The sequence below is a fragment of the Sphingomonas sp. ABOLH genome (genome assembly GCF_003951715.1).
In the GTDB taxonomy this organism is placed as follows: Bacteria; Pseudomonadota; Alphaproteobacteria; order Sphingomonadales; family Sphingomonadaceae; genus Sphingomonas; species Sphingomonas hankookensis_A.
Genome location: NZ_QQWV01000038.1, coordinates 15,052 through 36,890, shown reverse-complemented (window position 1 = coordinate 36,890; position 21,839 = coordinate 15,052). Strand labels below are relative to the sequence as shown.

Sequence of the window (21,839 nt, the reverse complement as noted above, 5' to 3'; positions counted from 1 at the left end):
GTCCGCAGCGCCGAGTCTGTCGGAGCCTCGCTGTCTAGTCGCACCCCCACATCTACCACACGGTCTCTGATGTTGAGCACGTGCGTAGTGTCGGGATGGTGGACAAGCGCGGCGATGGCGACGCCCAGCGCCGAATTGGCCTCGTCCACATCGCCGATCGCCTGCATCACCGCGGCGTCCTTCGCCACGCGCGATCCGTCGACCAGCCCGGTGGTCCCGCCGTCGCCGGTGCGGGTGTAGATCTTGGTCAGCTTCACCATCGTCGTGGTCAGGTGCGTCCGGCGAAGAACAGCAGCACGACGACGATCAGGATCGCGATCGCCTGAAACAGCACGCGCGCCTGCATCATCTTGTTCGATTTCAGCGCATGTTCGCTCGGCCCCTCGCCCCGCGCCTCGGCGCTGCCCTGCGCCAGGAACGACACGATGCCGCGTATCAACGCGACGACGACCGCGATCATCGCCGCGATCAGCAACAGGACCAGGAAGGTGTTCATGACGCCAAGCTAAGCACTTGCCAGCGCAAAGCCAATGGGGAGTCGACCGGCCCGCAGATCATCGGCAAACGCCCGCCCGTCGACGCCCCCGTCCCGGAGCGCCGCCAGCGTCGGCGCACCGTTGCGCTTGGCCAGCCGCTGCCCGTCCGGTCCCAGCAGCAGCGGGTGGTGCCGCCACACCGGCACCGGCAGGTCGAGCAGCGCCTGCAACAACCGGTGGATATGCGTCGCGGCGAACAGGTCCAGCCCACGCACGACATGGGTCACCCCCTGCGCCGCATCGTCCACCGTCACCGCCAGATGATAGCTGGTGCCCGCATCCTTGCGCGCCAGCACCACGTCGCCCTGTGCCAGCGGATCGGCCACGACCGTGCCGGCCAGCTCGTCGGTCCATGTCAGCGGCCCCGCCAGCGCCACCGCCCGCGCCATATCGATCCGCCACGCATGCGGCTCGCCCAGCCGCGCGGCGGCGACCTCCGGCGGGATCGCGCGGCATGTCCCCGGATAGACCGCGCCATCGACCCCATGCGGCGCCGACGCGCTCGCCGCCAGTTCGCGGGCGATATCGGCGCGGGTGCAGAAACACGGATAGACGAGGCCCGCTACCCGCAACCGGTCGAGCGCATCGGCATAGCGCGCCATCCGATGCGACTGGAACACGACCTCCCCGTCCCATGCCAGCCCCAGCCATTCCAGATCGCGCAGGACGCCCGCGACATGCTCCGGCCGGCTGCGGCCGGTATCGATATCCTCGATCCGCAGCAGGAACCGCCCGCCCGCCGTCCGCGCCCGGTCATGCGCCGCGATCGCCGCAACCGCATGGCCCGCGTGCAGCGCGCCCGTAGGACTGGGCGCGAACCGGGTGACGACCTCGCCGGTTTGACTTTGGGTATCGCGCCGTGCTGTCATGTCCGCGTCATCGTTGCCGATCATATCGGCGCCGACGTTTACGCGAGGGGGACTTCATGTACCATCCCGATCGCCTCCGCCATCCCGATGGCTGCCCCGCGCTGGTGCTCAACGCGGACTATACGCCGTTGAGCTATTATCCGCTCAGCGTGTGGCCGTGGCAGACGGCGGTAAAGGCCGTATTCCTCGACCGGGTCGATATCGTCGCCGAATATGACCGCGAAGTGTGCAGCCCGACCGCACGGATCAAGCTGCCCTCGGTCATCGCGCTCAAGCAATATGTGCGGCCGTCGGAATTCCCGGCCTTCACCCGCTTCAACCTGTTCCTGCGCGACCGGTTCAGCTGCCAATATTGCGGCGCGACCCACGACCTGACCTTCGATCACGTCGTACCCCGCGCGCAAGGCGGGCGGACGACCTGGGAAAATGTCGCCACCGCCTGCGCGCCGTGCAACCTGCGCAAGGGCGGCCGGACGCCCAAACAGGCGGCGATGCCGCTCCATGTCCAGCCGATCCGCCCGACCAGCTGGCAGCTGCAGGAACAGGGCCGCCGCTTCCCGCCCAACCATCTGCACGAAACCTGGCACGACTGGCTCTACTGGGACGTCGAGCTGGAGGCGTGACCTTCGTCAGCATCACCCGGCTGCGCATCCGGTCCGCGCGCTTCCTGCCGGCGTTCCTGATCGATACGTGGTTGAGCGCGCGGCAGGTAAGGCGCGCCGAGGGCTATCGCGGCGGGCGGATGCTGGCCGATCGTCGCCAGACCTATTGGACGATGACCGCGTGGGACGATGCTGCGTCGATGCGTGCGTACATGACCGCCGGGCCGCACCGTCGCGCGATGCCGAAACTGATGCGCTGGTGCGATCAGGCGAGCATCGTGCATTGGGTACAGGACGATGCGACGCTACCCGACTGGAACGATGCCGACCGCCGGATGCGGGCGGAAGGTCGCGTATCGAAGGTACATCGTCCGGCGACCGGTCATGATCCGATGACGTTCACGCCGCCACGCGTCACAGCCGGCGTCGACCTACCGCCAAACTCAACGTCACCCCGGGCTTGACCCGGGGTGACGATTTGGCGTCGCGGTCTATTCGCCCTTCGACGTCAGCGGCGGAGTCTGCTGGTGCTGCACCACCGTCCACACGCCATGTTCGATCCAACGATAGGTCGAGGTGCAGTACGCCGTGTACGCCTCGCCTCCCTTGTGCGCCTCCGCCTTGTACGCGACGACGATCAGCCCTTCCTGCGGCCGCGCGACCTGGCGCTCGGTCAGCGACACCTGTTCCCAGCGCGGCGTGTCCTTGACCGCGTCGATGGCCTGCTGCCCCGTGAACACGAACGGCGGCGTCGGCAGCACCATCAGGCATGCGTCGTCGACCGATTCCTCGTAATGCGCCGCGTCGGCGGTCCACAGGCTTTCCTCGAAATTCCAGATACGATCGTCGTCCACGGCGATTCTCCTGTCGTTGCCGGCGTTTAGCGTTTGGGCCATCTGCCGGTTCCGTGCGGCATGTTCGTCCGCCTCACGGCGGATGCGGTGCCGGCCCGCTCCCCCACCCGGCCACCCATCGAGGATACCGTGTGGGTGGCCGGGTGGGGGAGCGGGCCGGCACCGCCCTCATCCGGCAACGCTGGATCGAAAACATCACCCTCACCCCACCGCAAGTCCGCTTGCCGAGGCTGTATCAGACCGGTAATACACGGCCGGTACCATGGCTTACGATCCCCCGTCCCCGCCCTCCGGCCCGATCGATCCCAGCCGGATCGGCCGCCTGTCGACCCCGTTGACCGGCGAGGCACTGGAGCGGCGCCGGCGGCTGGCCGCGTTCGACGACGCGCTGGCGGATTATGACCGCAGCTTCCCCGGCGCGGGCACGCCGCCCCCGCCCCCCGAAGCCCCCCCCGCCGCAAGGAAGCGGCGCCCGCTTCGCTGGTGGCTGCGCTGGGCCATGCGCGGGCTGGGCGTGTTCATCCTGCTGCTGATCCTCGCCATCGGCTGGCTCGCGTTCACCGCGCCGATGTCCAAATCGCTCGAACCGCCCGCCCCGCCGTCGATCACCTTGCTGTCGGCGGAAGGCACGCCGATCGCCGAGCGCGGTGCGAACATCGGCAAGCCGGTCGACGCGGCCAGGCTGCCCGCGCACGTCACCGAAGCGTTCATGGCGATCGAGGACCGCCGCTTCCGCACCCATTGGGGCATCGACCCGCGCGGGATCGCGCGGGCGATGTGGACCAACACCGCGGCGGGCGGCGTGCGGCAGGGCGCCAGCACGATCACGCAACAGCTGGCGAAGAACGCGTTCCTCGATTCGGACCGCACCGCCGCGCGCAAGATTCGCGAGGTGCTTATCGCCTTCTGGCTGGAGGCGTGGCTGACCAAGGACGAGATCATGTCTCGTTACCTGTCGAACGCCTATTTCGGCGACAATGCGTACGGCCTCGACGCCGCCGCGCGCCATTATTTCAGCCGCGCGCCCAAGGACCTGACCGTCGGACAGGCGGCGATGCTGGCAGGCCTTGTGAAAGCGCCCTCGCGCCTCGCCCCGACCAGCAACCTGAAGGGCGCGCGTGCGCGGCAGGCGGTCGTCGTCGGCGCGATGGAGGACGCGGGCTACCTCACCCCGGCCGAGGCGAACCGCGTCAAGCCCGCCGTGCTGCGCGTCACCGGCAACAGCACCCTGCCCTCGGGCACCTATTTCGCCGACTGGGTGCTGCCGCAGGCGCGCGACCGCGAAGGCGGCGTCGGCGCGGATCGCAAGGTGACGACGACGCTGGAAATCCGCATGCAGCGCGCCGCCGAACGCGCGGTGCGCAACGCCGGCCTTCGCCAGACCCAGGTCGCGATCGTCGCGATGCGCCCCGATGGCCGGGTGATCGCGATGGTCGGCGGCAAGAATTACGCCGCCAGCCCGTTCAACCGCGCGGTACAGGCGCGGCGCCAACCCGGATCGACCTTCAAGCTGTTCGTCTATCTCGCCGCACTGCGATCGGGCCTCAATCCGCAGAGCCAGGTGCTCGACGAACCGGTCACCATCGGCGAATGGAGCCCCAAGAACAGCGACGGGCGCTATCTCGGCACGATCACGCTGGAACGCGCGTTCCAGCGGTCGAGCAACGTCGCCGCCGCCCGCCTGACCAAGGAAGTCGGCGTCAAGAACGTCATCCGCGCCGCCCGCGACCTCGGCATCACCACGCCGATCGCCAACGAAGCGTCGATCGCGCTCGGCACCTCGACCACGTCGCTGCTCGAACTGACCAGCGCCTATGCCGCGATCGCGGCGGGCGAGGCACCGGTGATCCCGCGCGGCCTGGCGCAACAGGACGAACCGACCTGGCTCGACCGGCTGCGTTCGACCCGGCGCACGCTGTCGCGTGACGAGCTGGAGGGGATGCGCACCCTGCTCGCCGCCTCGATCCGACAGGGAACCGGCATCGCCGCCAACCTGCCGGTCGATGCGTTCGGCAAGACCGGCACGACGCAGGACAATCGCGACGCGCTGTTCATCGGCTATGCCGGCGGGATCGTCGCCGGGGTGTGGCTCGGCAATGACGACAACAGCACTAATCCGGGGCTGGCCGGCGGCGGCCTGCCCGCGCGCATCTGGCGCGACTTCATGCGACAGGCGCTGAACCTGCGCGATCCGGTGCCGGTCGCGGCGCCCGAACCCGAACCGATCGACAATGCGATCGACGCGGTACAGGACATGCTCGGCAACCCGTTCGACGCGCCGCCGACGATCGAGGGGCCGGGCTTCGACGTCTCGCTCGACCGCGACGGCCAGGTCCGCATCGGCCCCAACGACCGCCGCCGCCGCGAGGAAGAACCGCCCCCGCCCGAAGACCGCCGCCCGCCGGAAGAGGACGAGCAATAGGGCGAACGCACCCTCGTCATTCCCGCGAAGGCGGGAATCCAGAGACGCAACGTCGGCGCGTCCATCCCGAACGCCAGCGCCAATAGCCTCCCGCCTCCGCGGGAGTGACGATGGCGGGAAGCACCGCCCCCCTCCCCGTCACCCCGGGCTCGACCCGGGGTCCCGCTTCTTCCGCGACCGCCGAACCTGAAGCTCGACGTTCCCACCGACCGTACCCCCGCGCAGGCGGGGGTCCAGAGCCAGCCAGACCGAAGCGATGCGCATGTCACCCTGGATCCCCGCCTGCGCGGGGATGTGGCGCTTCATAGCGTCCCTATCGTCATTCCCGCGCAGGCGGGAATCCATAGACGCAACGCCGGCGCGTCCATCCCGAACGCCAGCGCCAATAGCCTCCCGCCTCCGCGGGAGTGACGATGGCGGGAAGCACCGCCCCCCTCCCCGTCACCCCGGGCTCGACCCGGGGTCCCGCTTCTTCCGCGACCGCCGAACCTGAAGCTCGACGTTCCCACCGACCGTACCCCCGCGCAGGCGGGGGTCCAGAGCCAGCCAGACCGAAGCGATGCGCATGTCACCCTGGATCCCCGCCTGCGCGGGGATGTGGCGCTTCATAGCGTCCCTATCGTCATTCCCGCGCAGGCGGGAATCCATAGACGCAACGCCGGCGCGTCCATCCCGAACGCCAGCGCCAATAGCCTCCCGCCTCCGCGGGAGTGACGATGGCGGGAAGCACCGCCCCCCTCCCCGTCACCCCGGGCTCGACCCGGGGTCCCGCTTCTTCCGCGACCGCCGAACCTGAAGCTCGACGTTCCCACCGACCGTACCCCCGCGCAGGCGGGGGTCCAGAGCCAGCCAGACCGAAGCGATGCGCATGTCACCCTGGATCCCCGCCTGCGCGGGGATGTGGCGCTTCATAGCGTCCCTATCGTCATTCCCGCGCAGGCGGGAATCCATAGACGCAACGCCGGCGCGTCCATCCCGAACGCCAGCGCCAATAGCCTCCCGCCTCCGCGGGAGTGACGATGGCGGGAAAGCACCCCCCCCCCCCGCCACCCCGGGCTCGACCCGGGGTCCCGCTTCTTCCGCGACCGTCGAACCGGAAGCTCGACGTCTCACCGACCGCACCCCCGCGCAGGCGGGGGGCCAGCGCCAGCCAGACCGAAGCGTTGCGCATGTCACCCTGGATCCCCGCCTGCGCGGGGATGTGGCAGCGCGCCGGAGCCACGCCCTGCGCCGGGATAGCGAACGACTCCGCACCCCCGGTTGACCCCCAACCCCGATCCGCCCAAGGCATTGGCATGCGCTTTTTTTCCGACAACGCCGCCCCCGCCTGTCCCGCCGTCCTCGACGCGATCGTCGCCGCGAACGGACAGGACACCGCCTATGACGGCGACGCGCTGAGCCGCCGCCTCGACGCGCGCTTCGCCGACCTGTTCGGCTGCGAGGTGGCGGTGCTGTGGGTGCCGAGCGGCACGGCGGCCAACTGCCTCGCGCTGACCGCGATGTGCCCGCCGCATGGCGGCATCGTCTGCCACGCCGAAGCGCACATCCAGAATGACGAGGGCGGCGCCCCCGAATTCTACACCCATGGCGCCAAGCTGATGCTGCTGGACGGCGACGGCGCGAAGCTCGACGCGCCGACCATCGACGCCTTCCTGTCGACCATCCGCGACGACGTACATCAGGTGCAGCCGCACGCCGTCTCGATCACCCAGGCGACCGAGGCCGGCCGGGTCTATACCCCGGACGAGGTCGCCGCGATCGGCGCGCTCGCCAAGGCCCGCAACCTCGGCCTGCACATGGACGGCGCCCGCTTCGCCAACGCTATCGCCCATCTCGGCTGCACCCCCGCCGACGTGACGTGGCAGGCGGGCGTCGACGCGCTGTCGTTCGGCTTCATCAAGAATGGCGGCATGTCAGCCGAGGCGCTGGTCTTCTTCCGCCCCGAACTCGCCAAGGTCGCCCGCTATCGCCGCAAGCGTGCCGGGCTGCTCGCGTCGAAGGGCCGCTTCCTCGCCGCGCAGCTGCTGGCGATGCTCGACGGCGATGTCTGGCTCGCCAATGCCCGCGTCGCCAATGCCGGGGCGGCGATGCTGGCGCAGGCAGCGGGCGACCGGCTGGTCCATGCGGTCGAGGCGAACGAGGTGTTCCTGCGCCTTACCGCCGACGAAGCCGCCGCCCTGCGCGCGCAGGGGTTCGATTTCTACGACTGGGGCGTGGGACAAGCGCGACTGGTGGTGGCATGGGATCAGGACGCGGCGACCGTCGCCCCGCTGGCACAAGCGATCGCCGCGCTATGAGCGACACCCCGCGTTCGGCGACCCCGGCGGTCCTGATCCCCTTCGCCATCGTCACGCTGATCTGGGGATCGACCTGGATCGTGATCCGCGACCAATTGGGCGTGGTGCCGGCGTCGTGGTCGGTCACCTATCGCTTCGTCATCGCGGGCGTGACGATGCTCGCCTGGGGCTGGTGGCGCGGCGACCGGGTGCGGCTCGACCGGCGCGGCTGGCTGTTCGCCGCCGGCCTTGGCCTTGCGCAATTCTGCCTCAACTTCAATTTCGTCTACCGCTCCGAACAATATGTCACCTCGGGGCTGGTCGCGCTGATGTATGCGCTGCTGGTCGTGCCCAATTCGATCCTCGCGCGCATTTTCCTCGGGCAGCGCATGGGGCGGCAGCTGCTGGTCGGATCGGCGATCGCGCTGGCCGGCGTCGCCCTGCTGTTCCTCCACGAAGCGCGCGAGCATCCCGAAAACGGCCCGGCGGTCGTGCTGGGGCTGGGCATTGCGCTCGCCGGCGTGTTCGCGGCATCGGTCGCCAACGTCATGCAGGCGACACCGACCGCGCGGGCCTATCCGATGGTGCCGCTGCTCGGCGTCGCGATGCTGATCGGGGCCGCCATCGACGCCGCCTATGCCAGCCTGACCGTCGGGCCGCCGGTGTTCGACTGGCGCTGGTCCTATGTTGGCGGGCTGCTCTACCTCGGCATCATCGCCTCGGCGGTCGCCTTCACCTTGTATTACGGGCTTATTCGCACGATCGGCCCGGCCAAGGCGGCCTATAACGGCGTCGTCGTGCCGGTCATCGCGATGCTGCTGTCAACTTTGTTCGAAGATTATCGCTGGTCGCCACTCGCCGGGGCGGGTGCGGCGCTGGCCTTGGCCGGGCTGGTGGTGGCGCTCAAGGCGCGCAGACCGAACCGGTAATCGGGATAGTCGGGCGCCCAGCCCAGCAGCCGCTTCGCCTTGCCGTTCGCCACCCGCCGGTTCTCGCCATAAAAGGCCCGCGCCATCGGACTCAGCGTCTCCAGGGGCACGAACGGCGGCGGCGCCACGCCCAGCAGCCGCGCGGCATATTCCACCACTTCGTTCTGCGACGCCGGCAGATTATCGGATACGTTATACGATCCTGCCGGTTTTGTGAGGCCATACGCCACACCTTTGGCAACATCCGCCACGTGCACCCGGCTGAACACCTGTCCCGGACAATCGACCCGGTGCGCCTCCCCCGCCGCCACCCGCTCCAAGGGCGATCGTCCCGGCCCATAGATGCCCGGGAGCCGGAACACCCGCGCCCCCAGCGCCAGCCATGCCGCATCCGCCGCATTGCGGTTCGCCCGCCGCCCGGCGATCGGCGCACTCTCATCGACCCAGCCGCCGCCGGCATCGCCATACACCCCGGTCGACGACAGATAGGCGAGCGTCCGCCCGCCCAGCACGTCGCGATACCGTTCCAGCACCGGATCGCCGTCCTTGTCCGGCGGCACGCTGGACAGGATCGCGGTCGCCTGTTCCGCCTCGAACCGCACCCGGTCGCGGTCGGCAAAGGCGATGCTGCCGTCGCGCCCGTCCCGCGTCGTGCCCACGACCCGCCAGCCCCTAGGCTCCAGCCGCGCCGCAATCGCCCGCGACGTATATCCCAACCCGAAGATCAGCAGGCGCACAGCGATACTCCAGCTACGCCGTACCCCCGCAGGCGGGGGTCCAGGATTACGATCGAAACGGCGTCCTGCCTGGCTCTGGACCCCCGCCTGCGCGGGGGTACGGCAGCGGGCCGCTCAGGCTCACTTCGCCCCATAGCCGTTATACAACACCCCGAAATAATCGCCCTTGTTCCACCGCGGCCGCGCATCCGCATCGGCCAGGTCGAGCGCGATATCGTGGTTGATCGCAACGAACACCCGCCCCGCCGTCCAGTCGAATGTCTGGTTCATGTCGTCGCCCGGCTGGTGATAGCGATGCTCCAGAAAATCGGCGACCGCCGCCTTGCCCGGCCCCTTCCATCCGGTGTCGAGCGACACCGCCGGAATCCCCGCCTTGACGAAGCTGTAATGGTCGGACCGCACGAAGATCGCCTCTTCCGGCTCGGGATCGGGGCTGAGCGCAATCCCGCGCTTGCCCGCCGCCCGCGCCACCGCCTGCGCCACGGTCGAATGGTCGGCGCCGATCGCGACCATGTCCTCGAAGCGATAGGACAGGATCGGCATGTCGAGATTGACGTCGGCGACGATGGCCCCCTGGGGCACGGTCGGGTGCAGCGCGAAATATTCGCTGCCGATCAGCCCCTTCTCCTCGGCCGTCACGCTGACGAAGATCAGGCTGCGGCGGGGCTTGCGCGCGTCGGCGGCGAATTGTTTCGCCACTTCGATCATCGCCGCCGTGCCGACGCCATTGTCCATCGCCCCGTTGTTGATGCGGTCCGCGCCCTTGGGCAGGGTCGGGTCGGTCGAAATGCCGATATGGTCGAGATGCGCCGACAGCGCGACATATTCGCCCTTCAGCGCCGGATCGCTGCCCGGCAGCACGCCGACGACGTTGCTGCTGGTGAAGCGCGTCACCCTGGAGCGCTGCTTCGTCGACACCCGCACGCCGGTGGCGCCGCGCGGCATCGCCTGTCCGGCGGCATCCGCCTTCACCACCGCGGCCCAGTCGAGCGCCGATCCGGTGAACAGCTTGGCCGCACCCGCCGCGCTGAGCGACGCGACCGACGGCGCGCCGCTACCCGCGACATGCGGACGCCCGTCCTTGCCGACCCACGTCATGCGTGGGCTGCGATAGACCGACATCAGATAGCTGAAGGGATAGCGATGCGTCTGTTCGGTATTCTCGATCTGGATCACGCCGATCGCGCCCTTGGCCGCCGCCGTCGCCCGCTTGGTATCGCCGCTCGCCAGATGCGCGCGGATCTCGCTCGGCAGGCTGGCCGGCGCGCCGTAGAGATAGGCGACGATCTTGCCGCCCACGTCCAGCCCGGCATAATCGTCGATGCCGTTCGCCGCATCGACCACGCCGCGCCCGACGAACACCACCTCACCCGACCGGCGGAAATCGGGTTCGAGGAAGCTGGTCGAGGTCAGATAATCGCTGCCGAAGGTCAGTGCCGGCCGCCCGGCGGCGGTCAGGCTCCCCTTCCCTGCCGGCACGGCGGAGGCGAGCGGCACGCTCTGCAGATAGGTGCCGTTGTCGCCCGCCGGTTGCAGGCCGGCGGCGCGCATCTGCTCGGCGACATAGGCGGCGGCACGATCATATTCGGGCGTACCGGGCGCCCGGCCCTTCATGTCGTCGGATGCCAGGAACGCGACATGCGCCCGCATCGCCGCCTCTTCGGGCGTCAGCGGTGCGGTCTGGGCGAGCGCGCCCGTGGATGCCAGCAACAGTGCAAGCGGAAGAAGGCGCATGAAAATCCTCAATCACGTCATCCCAATTCGTCATCCCGGCGAAGGCCGGGATCCACCGTGCCGCATAACCGAACGCTTCGGCGCTTGCGGAACCTTGGATCCCGGCCTTCGCCGGGATGACGTGGCTAGCCGGAGTTACTTCGCGCCGTACCCGTTATACAGCGTGCCGAAGAAATCGCCCTTGTTCCACGCCGGCCGCTGGGGGGCGTCGGCGATGTCGCGGGCGATCTGGTAATTGACGTTGATGAAGCGTTCGCCCGATTCCCAATCGATCGGCGGGCTCTGCACCACCTCGTCCGACGGCTGGTGGTAATTATTGGCGAAGAACGCATCGACCGCCGCCTTGCCCGGCCCCGACGTGCCCGGCCACAGGAACACCGACGGCACGCCCTGCTGCACGAACCGATAATGGTCCGACCGCACGAACAGCGCCATGTCGGGCATCGGATCGGGCGAGAAGGTCGCGCCCGCCGTCGCCGCCGCACGCTTCACGATGTCGCCCAGGCTCGATCGTACCGCGCCGAACGCGATGACATCGCTGAACTTGTAGGTGATGATCGGCATGTCGAGATTGACGTTGGCGACCATCCGCGCCTTTCCGATCGTCGGATTGTTGGCGAAGTAATCGGAACCGACCAGCCCCTTCTCCTCCGCCGTGACCGCCAGGAACAGGATCGAGCGGCGCGGCGCCTTGCCCGCCGCCTTGAACCGTTTGGCCTCCTCGATCAGCGAGGCGATGCCGACCGCATTGTCCATCGCCCCGTTATAGATCGTGTCGCCCTTCTTGTTCGGCGTGCCGACCCCGACATGGTCGAGATGCGCCGACAGGATGACCGTTTCCGGCGCGACGGCCGGATCGCTGCCCGGCAGGATGCCGGCGACGTTGTAGCTCGGCAGCGGGGTGGTGACCGTCTTGATCGCCACGTCGAGACGCGGCTTCAGCGCCAGCCCGCGGAACTTGCCCTTGCCCGACAGCGCGCTCGCCGCCTTGGCCCAGCTGGTGCCCGATCCGGCGAACAGCTTTTCGGCACCGGCCGCGCTCAGCGTCGCCAGCGTCGGCACGCCGCCGCCGATGATGTGCCCCTTGCCGTCGGCCTCGGCCCAGGTGACGCTGGTCGGCTGGGCGGTGGCGACGGTCTTGGCCATCGGCATCCGCGCGGAAACCTCCGGGGTCTGGAGCGCGATGATGCCGACCGCGCCCTTTGCCCTGGCGATCGCCGCCTTGGTCGGCAGGCCGCCGAAATGCGCCGCTTCCTCGGTGTCGAGTCCGCTGGGCGCCCCGCGCACCACCGCCACGATCTTGCCGCGCACGTCGAGGCCCGCATAGTCGTCGCGGGTCGGCGACGACACGCCGTACCCGACATAGACCACCGGCGCCGCCAGCGTCGTCTCCGCCGACGCCGGATTGACCCCCGGCAGATAATCCTGGCCGAAGGTCAGCGCCTGCCCGTTGAGGCTCAGCTTGCCCATGTCCGCCGGGCCGACCTTGATCAGCGGCACCTTCTCTAGATAGCTGCCATCGTCGCCCGCCGGGCGCAGCCCCGCCGCATAGAATTGCGACGCGACGTAATTGGCGGCGATATCATATTCGGGCGAGCCGGCGTCGCGGCCGCGCATCGCGTCGCTCGCCAGGAACATGACATGCGCCTTCATCGCCGCCTGTGCCGGCGGCAGGACGGCGTTCAGCTCGGCATTGCGCGCTTGGCTTTCCGCGGCGGTGGGGGCGGCGGGAGCGGCAACCGGCGGCGCATCCTGCGCGATGGCGGCGGTGCTGATGAGAAGACCGAGCAACAAGGCTGGACGGAACATTGGAATCCTTCGACAAGCGACCATAGATACAGGCGTAGCTTGTGCCGTGGCCCCGCGCAACGCGGGTGCCGCCATGATTGAGAGTCGAGGAAGATGATGGTCGATGCGACGCGTACCCCGATGACCCCGCCCGTCATCCGCCGCAGCGATTATCGCCCGCCGGCATGGCATGTGCCGGAAATCGCGCTGGATTTCGATCTCGACCCGCAGGCGACCCGCGTGACCGCCACGCTGTCGGTGACCCGCAACGGCGACGGCCCGCTGCGGCTCGACGGCGACGGATTGACGCCGCGATCGGTGCTGGTCGACGGCACGCCACACAATGATTGGCGGCTGGAGGATGGCGCGCTGGTGCTCGACCTGCCGGGCGACACCCATGAAATCACTACCGAAGTCGTCATCGAACCGCAGGCGAATACCCAGCTGATGGGCCTCTACGCCTCGGGCGGGAATCTGTGCACCCAGTGCGAGGCGGAGGGCTTCCGCCGCATCACCTTCTTCCCCGACCGGCCCGACATCCTCAGCCGCTACCGGGTGCGGATGGTCGCGGACAAGGCGCGCTTACCGGTACTGCTCGCCAATGGCGATCCGGTCGCGTCCGGCGATCTGGGCGACGGCCGCCACTGGGCGGAATGGTCGGACCCCTTCCCCAAGCCGAGCTACCTCTTCGCGCTGGTCGCCGGCGACCTCGTCGCCAATCGCGCGCAGTTCGTCACCGCTTCGGGCCGCGAGGTGCAGCTCGGCATCTGGGTCCGGGCGCCCGATCTGGCGAAGACCGACCATGCGATGCGCGCGCTCAAGACCTCGATGGCATGGGACGAGCGGGTCTATGGCCGCGAATATGATCTCGACGTGTTCAACATCGTCGCGGTCGACGATTTCAATTTCGGGGCGATGGAAAATAAGGGGCTGAACATCTTCAACAGCCGCTACATCCTCGCCGACCCCGATACCGCGACCGATTACGACTATGATGGGATCGCCGCCGTCGTCGCGCACGAATATTTCCACAACTGGTCGGGCAATCGCGTCACCTGCCGCGACTGGTTCCAGCTGTCGCTGAAGGAAGGCTTCACCGTCCTGCGCGACCAGCAATTCTCCGCCGATCAGGGGTCGGCCGCGGTCAAGCGGATCGAGGATGTGCGATCCCTGCGCGCGTCGCAATTCCCCGAGGATGCCGGGCCGCTCGCCCATCCGATCCGGCCCGACGCCTATCAGGAGATCAGCAACTTCTACACCGCGACCATCTATAACAAGGGCGCGGAGGTCGTGCGGATGATCGCGACGATCCTCGGGCCGGTCGCGTTCCGCGCCGGCACCGACCTGTATTTCAGCCGCCATGACGGGACGGCGGCGACCTGCGAGGATTTCGTGGTGGCGATGGAGGATGCGTCGGGCGTCGACCTGTCCGCCTTCCGCCGCTGGTACGAACAGGCCGGCACGCCGCGCGTGTCCGCGACGCTCGAACATTTCCCCGGCGGCGGTCGCGCCACGCTGTCGCTGCGCCAGGCGGTGCCGCCGACGCCGGGCCAGCAGACCAAGCAACCGATGGTGCTGCCGCTCAAACTCCGCCTGTTCGGTGCGGAAACCGGCCGTCCCTTGAGCGACGAACGGCTGTTCCTGTTCGATCAGGACGCGGCGACGATCACTTTCGAAACGGTCACCGAACGCCCGGTGCTGTCGATCAATCGCGGTTTCTCGGCGCCGGTGATCGTGGAGACCGATCGGACGTCGGCCGACCTTGCGTTCCTCAGCGCGCACGACGACGATCCCTTCGCCCGCTACGAAGCGATGCAGCAGCTGATGCTCGACACGCTGGTCGCCTCGGTCGCCAGCGGCCATGGCGATCACGCGGCGGTGATCGACGCCATCGCCAACACCTTGGCCGACGACCGCCTCGACCGGGCGTTCGTCGCGGAAGCGGTCCTGCTACCCTCGGACAGCTTCATCGGCGACCAGATGGGCGTGGTCGATCCCGACGCGATCTTTGCCGCGCGTGAGGCGCTGCGCAGCGATATCGGCCGGGCGCTGCTGCCCGAATGGCGCGCCGCCTATGCCGCGACGGAGGCGGATGCGTTCGAATATACTCCCGATGCCAAGGGCAAGCGGCGGCTGCGCACCGTGGCGCTCGGCTATATCGCCGCATCGGGGGCGAGCGACGCCGACGCGATCGCCTTTGCCCAGTTCGAGCAGGCTGACAACATGACCGACCGTCAGGGCGCGTTGATGACGCTGGTCAATTCGGACTCCGACGACCGGATCGCCGCGCTCGACATCTTCTACAACCGCTACCGCGACAATCCGCTGGTGCTGGACAAATGGTTCACCACCCAGGCGCTGTCGACCCGTGCCGATACGTTCGAGCAGGTCGAGGAGCTGGCCGGGCATCGCGACTTTACGCTCACCAACCCCAACCGTGCCCGCGCGCTGATCGGCGCGTTCAGCATGAACCAGAAGGCGTTCCACCGCGCCGACGGTGCCGGATACCGGTTCCTCGCCGACCAGCTGATCGCACTCGACCGGATCAATCCGCAGACCGCCGCCAAGATGCTGCCACCGCTCGGCCGCTGGCGCCGGTTCGACCGCACGCGCGGGGAATTGATGCGGGCGCAGCTCGACCGGATCCTGTCGGTGCCGGGGCTGTCGAAGGATATGCTGGAACAGGTGGGGAAGTCGCTCAGCTGATTCCGAGCAACGGGCGTCATCCCAGCGAAGGCTGGGATCTCTTGGTGACGGCGCGCAGCAGGAGCCGCAAAAGACCCCAGCCTTCGCTGGGGTGACGTCCAGAACCGAGTATCGATTACTTCGCGAACCACTCCGGGAACCGCTGCGCCTTCTCCGCCACCAACCCCTCATAATAGCGCATCAGGTCGACCGCATGGTCGCGGTCGGTCCGGACCCGCGCCGCCGCTTCATTCGCCGCCGCCTTGACCACGTCATAGTCCCGCGCGAACATCCGCTCGATCGCATCCGCCGCCGAGCGCGGATCGCGCGCGGCATAGGTTTCGGCGAATGCCGGCTCGGCGATCTCGGCACAGCCACCCTCGTCCGGCACGATCAACGGCAGGCCCGATGCCAGCCCCTCCAGCCCGACCAGCCCGAACGGCTCGGCATCCGATCCGTGGATCAGCGCGTCGCAGCTGGCCATGATCCGCGCGAGGCGGACGCGGTCATAGACCGGGCGGAACAGCTTGATATGCGGGCTGTTCTTCAACCGGTGTTCCAGGCGCCGGGTATGCACCCCGCTGCCGATCTGGATCATCCCGACGGGCAGATGCTCGCCCGCCATCTCGACCGCGTCGAAGATCATCGGCCAGCGTTTCTCGGCATGGTGTCGCCCCAGCCCCAGCAGCAGATGCCCTTCGGGCGGCAGGCCGAGCTGGTCGAGCAGCGATGCCCGCAACTGCTCGTCGCGATGCTCGGGTGAAAAGAACCCGCGCTGGATGCCGAGCGGCATCGACGCATGGACGGTCAGCCCACGCGCGGCGTGGCGCTTTTCCAGCGCCGGGCCGTTGGTGACGAACGCGTCCATCTTGTCGAGGTAGCGCGCCATGTAGCGCGTCCACCACATGAACGCCTCCTCGATCCGTTCGCGGCTCGCCATCCGTTCGAACCAGCGCAGCGGATAGGCGCCGACATTGTCGTTATGCGCGAAGTACACCTTCACCGCATGGCCGGGCCAGTCGGCGACGATGGTCGCGGGGCGCCACGGACTCGACGCCTCGACCACATCGGGATGCAGTTCGTCGAGCAGGGCATGGATCGCCCCGCCGCGCACGAAGATGCCGTAATTGGGGTCGAGGATCAGCGTCGGCGCCTTGACCCAATGGATGCGCCCGCCGCCGGGCCGCTCCTCGACCGCATTCTCCTTGGCCGGGGCGATGACGATCAGTTCATGGCCCAGCTCGGCCATGATCGTCATCTTGTGGTCGATATAGGTGCGGACCCCCCCGCCGGTCGGCGAGTAGAATTCGTTGACGTCGACGACGCGCATCGGGGGTTCGGCTCAGTCGAGCGGGGCGAAACCGCCCAGCCCGCGCAGATACTGGGCGCGCACCGTCGTGGTCGTGACGCCGGCGGGCACGGTGACGATCGCCTGCGCCAGCTTCGGGCGGGCACGGCCGAGCTTTGCCGGCCCCGGAAAGCCCGCCCCGTCGCGCATGAAATTGAACTTGTTGCGCCCGTCGCGGTCATGGGTGAACAACAGCGCATAGCGGCCGGGCGACGGCGCGCGGATGCACAACTGCACCGCGCCGGATTGGGGCATGGTGGCCCAGACCCGGCGAAAGAACTTGCCCTCCTTGCGCAGGTCGCGGTCGTCCTTCAGGAAATCGTCGTCGTTCGCCGGATAGAGTTCCAGCTTCAGCCGGCCGGTGCGGTCCTTCAGCCCTACCACGTTGACGCGGATCGCCGGCCCCTGGTTCGCATTGCACGCGGCGGCATCGCTGCCGATCGACTGGGCGGCGGCGGGACTGGCCGCGAGCAACGCCGCACCGAGCAGCGTCAGGGGCAATTTCATCATTCTTTCCTTGCGAGCGCAGGAAGCCCGAATGCCGCCATCAGCACCACGTGCGTGAACAGGGTGAGGGTCGCGATGAATGCGACCAGGTCGGACAGGGCTTCGCCATGCCCGATAAACATAATCGCGAAGTTGGCGAAAAGAAGGTCTTTGTTCGGCAACAGCGGCAGGCGCGCCACGACCAGTCGACCCGCAGCAAGGAACAGCCACCAGGTGATCGAGACATTGGGCATCGCGAAATAGCTGGCAATACCGAACGCCAGCGATCCGAGCACCAGACGCGCGCAATGCACGCCGAAAATCCAGCGCAGCATGGCGCCCGGCAGCGAAAAGACCCGGCGCGAGAACAGCAGCAGCACGCCCGAAATCCCGACCGCCACCGCCGACGACCATGCCAGCATCCGGAGTTGCGCCGGCGGAAACAGTTCGAACGCGAAGGGCAGCGCTACGCCCAGCATGCCGACCGTCACGATATTGCCGGCAATACCCGACAGGATCGTCACGTCCTTCACCGCGCCGAACGGCGCCGTCACCATCTTCAACCGGGCGCGGGCCCAGGCATAGAAGAACACGTCGCCCGAATAGCCGATGACCACGTCGTTCGCGATCCGCTTGCGCACCAGCGCCCCGAACCCGTCGAACGGCAGCCGCCACAGGCGCCGGAAGATGATGAAGTCGAATAGTGGCGGCGCAAAATAGGCGAGCGCGAAGAACAGGTAGAACCACGGCGAATCCGGCGCGGCCAGTTCGACCCCGGCCCAGCCATGGTCGAACAGCTCCCACGCCAGCCCGAGGATCATCAATCCGGAAAGGATCGCCCCCAGAATCCGCGGCCAGCGCGGGCGCGACCGGTCGAGCGGCTCCAGCCCGGCAAGGTCGGGACGCGCGCCCGCAGCTTCGGCATCACTTACCATGTCGCGCGACGTCCTACCCGTTCGCGCCCGTAGTCGCCAGCGTCATGCGACCGGCGCCACCGCATCGGGGTGCGCCGCCGCCACCGCGGGCAGCCCGGCCGCCCGCGCATCGATCGCGACCAGCTTCGGCCAGGGCGACAGGTCGAGCTCGAACCGACGCGCATTGTAGAGTTGCGGCACGAGGCAGCAGTCGACCACCCCCGGCGTCTCACCACCGAAAAAGCCGTGCTCGGGCGCCGCCGCCTCCAGCGCCCCCAGCCCTTCTGCAATCCAGTGGCGATACCAGTCGGCTTTGGCGGCAACATCGGCGCCGAACTGCGCCTCCAGCCGCTCCAACACGCGCAGATTGTCGATCGGATGAATGTCGGCGACGATCACCAGCGCCAGCGCCATCGCGCGGGCGCGCTCCAGCGGGTCGGCGGGGAATAGCCGCGGCTCCGGATGCGTGGCGTCCAGCCAGTCGAGAATCGCCAGCGACTGGGTCAGCATCGTGCCGCCGCCGATGTCGAGCGCGGGGATCAGTCCTTGGCGGCTGCGCGCCAGATGCTCGGGCGAGCGCTGCTCACCCTTGAGCAGCGACACCGGCACCCCCTGCCACTCGACCGCTTTCAGGTTCAGCGCGATGCGGACGCGGTACGCCGCCGAGGATCGGTGATAGTCGTAGAGCGTGTAGCCGCTCACTGCCCGTCGCCCCGGGCCGGGACCAGCGAGGTGCCGGCCCGGCCACTGCGGAACGAGCTGAACCACGTCGCCGGGTTCAGGCTGGTCGTGCCGTCGAGCGAGAAGGTGATGAACTCCGCCCGGCCGCCGATATTCTCCCACGGCACCGGGCCACCCAGTCCACGCTCGGCCTCCGAAAAACGGCTGTCGGCGCTGTTGTCGCGATTGTCGCCCATCAGGAACAGGTGGTTGGCCGGGATCACGATCGCCGGGAAATTGTCGCCCTGCGAATAGCGGAAATCGATCGTGTCATATTGCCGGCCGCCCGGCAGCGTCTCGCGATAGACCGGCAGGCGGCAGAAGGCGCCCTTGTCGGTGCGAACCAGCGCACCCGGATATTGGTCGGGATCGCATTTGGTGTTGGCGTCGACCGGGATCATCGCGTCGCCCATCGCCTTGCGCGGGATGGCGACGTCGTTGATGTAGACGACACCGCCCGCCACCTCCAACCGGTCGCCCGGCAGGCCGATGACGCGCTTGATCAGGTCGGTGTTGCTGCCCGGCGGCTTCACGATCACCACGTCGCCGCGCTCGGGCATCGAACCCCAGATGCGGCCATGCCATGCCGGCAGCTGGACGCTCCACGTCTCCTGCGGCTGGCGCAGCACGATGTCGCGGAACATCGCGACCGGATTGGGAATGGTCGGCGACACGAACGACCAGCCATAGGCATATTTGCTGACCACCAGCCGGTCGCCGACGCGCAGGCCCGGCAGCATCGATTCGGACGGGATGTAGAATGGCTTGGCGATAAAGCTGTGGAAGCCCAGCACCACCAGCAACAGCCAGAACAGCCCGCGCAATTCACCCTTCCAGTCGAGCCGCCTGCGGGCAGGCGCGGACGTGTTGGCGGCGGGGGTCGGCTGCGACGGCGCGGGCATGTTGTCCTCCAGCGCCAGATGATCGGCCATCAAACGTCCTACTCTGTCTCGGGCAGCGCCTCGATGATGACGAACGCCTGGGCCCAGGGATGGTCGTCGGTCATCGTCAGATGCACCACCGCGACGTGGCCCTCGGGCGTCATCGCGTCAAGCCGTGCTTTCGCACCCCCGGTCAGGTGCAGCGTCGGCGCCCCCGACCGCGCATTCACCACGCCGATGTCGCGCATGAACACCCCTTGCGCGAAGCCGGTGCCGACCGCCTTGGAAAAGGCTTCCTTGGCCGCGAAGCGCTTGGCGAGGGTGCCGGCGCGGGTGAAGGGGCGTTTTGCCGCCTTGGCCTGTTCGACCGGCGTGAAGACGCGCTGGAGAAAACGGTCGCCGAACCGGTCGAGCGAGTTCTGGATCCGCTCGATATTGCAGAGGTCGGAGCCCAGGCCGATGATCATGGCCGTATCCTCCCCAAGCTTGCTTGGGGAGGGGGACCGCCGCCAAAGGCGGTGGTGGAGGGGCGGCGCGCAGCGCCGACTGCGCCGGCGCCCCCTCCACCATGCTGCGCATGGTCCCCCTCCCCATCTGCGATGGGGAGGATCGGGAACGACCTCACCGTGCCGTCTCCATCAGTTCCTTCATCCGCGCGACGACCGGCCCCAGCCCGCCGAAAATCGCCTCGCCGATCAGGAAATGCCCGATATTCAGCTCACGCACCTGCGGGATCGCGGCGATGGGCACGACGTTATCGAACGTCAGCCCGTGCCCGGCATGGACCTCGATCCCGTTCTTCGCCGCCAGCGCAGCGGCATCGGCGATGCGGCGCAGTTCGGCGACCTGTTCCCCGCCGGTCAGTTCGGCATAGCGGCCGGTGTGCAGCTCGACCACCGGGACGCCCAGCGCCACGGCAGCGGCGATCTGCGCCGCGTCGGGTTCGATGAACAGCGACACCCGCACGCCGGCATCCGCCAGCGCGTGGACCATCGGCGCCAGCTTGTCCTGCTGCCCGGCGACGTCCAGCCCGCCCTCGGTCGTGCGCTCCTCGCGCTTTTCGGGAACGATGCACGCCGCGTGCGGGCGGTGGCGCAGCGCGATGCCCAGCATCTCCTCGGTCGCCGCCATTTCGAGGTTGAGCGGCAGCGTCAGTTCGCTCGACAGCCGGGCGATGTCGGCGTCGGTGATGTGGCGGCGATCCTCCCGCAGATGGGCGGTGATGCCGTCGGCGCCATGCTCGGCGGCCAGCAGCGCGGCGCGCACCGGATCGGGATAGCCCGAGCCGCGGGCGTTGCGCACCGTCGCGACGTGATCGATGTTGACCCCCAGCCGCAGCGGACCGGTCATGCCGCCCGGCTCCCCGGCTTGATCGCTGGAATAGCCGCGAGGTCGGCGGGCAGCGCATCGGGATGATAGCTCGGCACGTCGAGCCGGATCAACGGCAGGAACGGCACGCCCAGGTCCGCCGACCCGTTCGACCGGTCGACCAGCGAGGCGGCGGCGACCACTTCGCCCCCCGCCGCCTGGATCGCCGCGATCGCCTCGCGCGAGGACAGGCCGGTGGTCACGACATCCTCCATCATCAGCACGCGGGTGCCCGGATCGATGCGGAAGCCGCGACGCAGTTCGAAGGTGCCGGTCGGCCGTTCGAGGAACATGGCGGGCACGCCCAGCGAGCGGCCCATTTCATGGCCGACGATCACCCCGCCCATCGCCGGCGAGATCACGACGTCGATTCGTTCGCGCAATTCTGCCGGAAAGCGGTTGGCGAGTTCGTCGCACAGCCGCGCGGCGCGGCGCGGGTCCATCAGCACGCGGGCGCATTGCAGGTAGCGCGACGAGCGCAGCCCCGACGACAGGATGAAATGCCCCTCCAGCAGCGCCTCCGCTGCACGGAATTCGTCGAGGATCGCGTCGTCGTTCATGGGCTGTCGTCCACCGGTTGGTTGCGCGCGCCGCTCTAAACCCGCGTAGCGCCCGTTCGCAACCATCGCTTGAGGCCAGGCGACATGCCGCGTATAGCCCGGTGGGTTAGGGTTTCCAAACGCCCGCCGC

At 68.4% G+C, this 21,839-nt stretch carries 20 protein-coding genes and 1 pseudogene; 6 read left to right on the top strand and 15 right to left on the bottom strand.

The genetic code is table 11. The features are described from left to right. The 3 genes and pseudogenes from CA237_RS15240 to gluQRS form a co-directional block, all read right to left on the bottom strand. A pseudogene (locus CA237_RS15240) lies at nucleotides 1-260 on the bottom strand (ATP:cob(I)alamin adenosyltransferase); the annotation flags it as partial. Nucleotides 261-268: 8 nt separating this feature from the next. Beyond that, nucleotides 269-496, bottom strand: a complete 228-nt coding sequence (locus tag CA237_RS15235; RefSeq protein WP_066688881.1) for a twin transmembrane helix small protein — start codon at nucleotides 494-496, stop codon at nucleotides 269-271. Nucleotides 497-505: 9 nt separating this feature from the next. Beyond that, on the bottom strand, nucleotides 506-1,405 hold the full coding sequence (gene gluQRS, locus CA237_RS15230; protein WP_126014598.1) for a tRNA glutamyl-Q(34) synthetase GluQRS: 900 nt from the start codon (nucleotides 1,403-1,405) through the stop codon (nucleotides 506-508). 56 nt (nucleotides 1,406-1,461) lie between these two features. Here gluQRS and CA237_RS15225 point away from each other — a divergent pair, with 56 nt between their 5' ends. Together CA237_RS15225 and CA237_RS15220 are read left to right on the top strand one after the other, a co-directional pair. Beyond that, entirely contained in the window at nucleotides 1,462-2,028 is a 567-nt protein-coding gene (locus CA237_RS15225) for an HNH endonuclease (protein ID WP_066688883.1), read from the top strand. Next, nucleotides 2,025-2,471: a DUF3291 domain-containing protein gene (locus tag CA237_RS15220; protein WP_066688884.1), complete on the top strand. Its 447-nt coding sequence runs from the start codon at nucleotides 2,025-2,027 to the stop codon at nucleotides 2,469-2,471. Before CA237_RS15225 ends, CA237_RS15220 begins: the two co-directional genes overlap by 4 nt. 27 nt (nucleotides 2,472-2,498) lie before the next feature. On the opposite strand, the gene CA237_RS15215 is transcribed toward CA237_RS15220, so the two are convergent. Next, nucleotides 2,499-2,861 carry a DUF4440 domain-containing protein gene (locus CA237_RS15215; protein WP_066688891.1) on the bottom strand — a complete coding sequence of 121 codons (363 nt, stop codon included), beginning with the start codon at nucleotides 2,859-2,861 and terminating at the stop codon, nucleotides 2,499-2,501. Nucleotides 2,862-3,123: 262 nt separating this feature from the next. Here CA237_RS15215 and CA237_RS15210 point away from each other — a divergent pair, with 262 nt between their 5' ends. The 3 genes from CA237_RS15210 to CA237_RS15200 all read left to right on the top strand — a co-directional run bounded on the left by CA237_RS15210 (nucleotide 3,124) and on the right by CA237_RS15200 (nucleotide 8,488). Next, nucleotides 3,124-5,283 (top strand): transglycosylase domain-containing protein, encoded by a 2,160-nt coding sequence (locus CA237_RS15210; protein WP_066688892.1) that lies wholly within the window; start codon nucleotides 3,124-3,126, stop codon nucleotides 5,281-5,283. A gap of 1,295 nt (nucleotides 5,284-6,578) precedes the next feature. Then, on the top strand, nucleotides 6,579-7,580 hold the full coding sequence (locus CA237_RS15205) for a beta-eliminating lyase-related protein (RefSeq protein ID WP_066688896.1): 1,002 nt from the start codon (nucleotides 6,579-6,581) through the stop codon (nucleotides 7,578-7,580). Further along, a complete protein-coding gene (locus CA237_RS15200; RefSeq protein ID WP_066688898.1) occupies nucleotides 7,577-8,488 on the top strand; it encodes an EamA family transporter in 912 nt (303 codons plus the stop codon). Before CA237_RS15205 ends, CA237_RS15200 begins: the two co-directional genes overlap by 4 nt. On the opposite strand, the gene CA237_RS15195 is transcribed toward CA237_RS15200, so the two are convergent. The 3 genes from CA237_RS15195 to CA237_RS15185 form a co-directional block, all read right to left on the bottom strand. Then, the gene (locus CA237_RS15195; RefSeq protein WP_066688902.1) at nucleotides 8,398-9,225 is read right to left on the bottom strand and encodes an NAD(P)-dependent oxidoreductase; all 828 of its coding nucleotides are present in this window, start codon (nucleotides 9,223-9,225) and stop codon (nucleotides 8,398-8,400) included. The two genes, CA237_RS15200 and CA237_RS15195, sit on opposite strands and share 91 nt — an antisense overlap. A 120-nt stretch (nucleotides 9,226-9,345) precedes the next feature. Then, entirely contained in the window at nucleotides 9,346-10,959 is a 1,614-nt protein-coding gene (locus CA237_RS15190; protein ID WP_126014596.1) for a M28 family metallopeptidase, read from the bottom strand. Between the two features lie 135 nt (nucleotides 10,960-11,094). Continuing rightward, nucleotides 11,095-12,768, bottom strand: coding sequence for a M28 family metallopeptidase (locus CA237_RS15185; RefSeq protein ID WP_126014594.1), 1,674 nt, complete (start codon nucleotides 12,766-12,768; stop codon nucleotides 11,095-11,097). Between the two features lie 96 nt (nucleotides 12,769-12,864). Here CA237_RS15185 and pepN point away from each other — a divergent pair, with 96 nt between their 5' ends. Next, nucleotides 12,865-15,453, top strand: a complete 2,589-nt coding sequence (gene pepN / locus CA237_RS15180) for an aminopeptidase N (protein ID WP_126014592.1) — start codon at nucleotides 12,865-12,867, stop codon at nucleotides 15,451-15,453. Nucleotides 15,454-15,568: 115 nt separating this feature from the next. Here the strand turns inward: pepN and CA237_RS15175 are convergent, their stop codons facing one another. From CA237_RS15175 to pyrE, 8 genes are all read right to left on the bottom strand, one after another. After that, nucleotides 15,569-16,762: a glycosyltransferase gene (locus CA237_RS15175; RefSeq protein WP_066688907.1), complete on the bottom strand. Its 1,194-nt coding sequence runs from the start codon at nucleotides 16,760-16,762 to the stop codon at nucleotides 15,569-15,571. 12 nt (nucleotides 16,763-16,774) lie between these two features. Further along, nucleotides 16,775-17,287, bottom strand: coding sequence for a DUF2141 domain-containing protein (locus CA237_RS15170; RefSeq protein WP_066689027.1), 513 nt, complete (start codon nucleotides 17,285-17,287; stop codon nucleotides 16,775-16,777). Continuing rightward, entirely contained in the window at nucleotides 17,287-18,201 is a 915-nt protein-coding gene (locus CA237_RS15165) for a hypothetical protein (protein WP_126014590.1), read from the bottom strand. The genes CA237_RS15170 and CA237_RS15165 overlap by 1 nt, the downstream gene beginning before the upstream one ends. Nucleotides 18,202-18,243: 42 nt before the next feature. Continuing rightward, nucleotides 18,244-18,882 carry a maleylacetoacetate isomerase gene (gene maiA, locus CA237_RS15160; protein ID WP_126014588.1) on the bottom strand — a complete coding sequence of 213 codons (639 nt, stop codon included), beginning with the start codon at nucleotides 18,880-18,882 and terminating at the stop codon, nucleotides 18,244-18,246. Continuing rightward, the gene (lepB, locus tag CA237_RS15155) at nucleotides 18,879-19,832 is read right to left on the bottom strand and encodes a signal peptidase I (RefSeq protein ID WP_126014586.1); all 954 of its coding nucleotides are present in this window, start codon (nucleotides 19,830-19,832) and stop codon (nucleotides 18,879-18,881) included. Before lepB ends, maiA begins: the two co-directional genes overlap by 4 nt. Nucleotides 19,833-19,840: 8 nt before the next feature. Then, nucleotides 19,841-20,248, bottom strand: coding sequence for a holo-ACP synthase (acpS, locus tag CA237_RS15150; protein WP_126014584.1), 408 nt, complete (start codon nucleotides 20,246-20,248; stop codon nucleotides 19,841-19,843). A gap of 154 nt (nucleotides 20,249-20,402) precedes the next feature. Then, nucleotides 20,403-21,131, bottom strand: coding sequence for a pyridoxine 5'-phosphate synthase (locus CA237_RS15145; protein WP_126014582.1), 729 nt, complete (start codon nucleotides 21,129-21,131; stop codon nucleotides 20,403-20,405). Next, a complete protein-coding gene (gene pyrE, locus CA237_RS15140) occupies nucleotides 21,128-21,709 on the bottom strand; it encodes an orotate phosphoribosyltransferase (RefSeq protein ID WP_126014580.1) in 582 nt (193 codons plus the stop codon). The genes CA237_RS15145 and pyrE overlap by 4 nt, the downstream gene beginning before the upstream one ends. Between the last annotated feature and the right edge of the window lie 130 nt (nucleotides 21,710-21,839).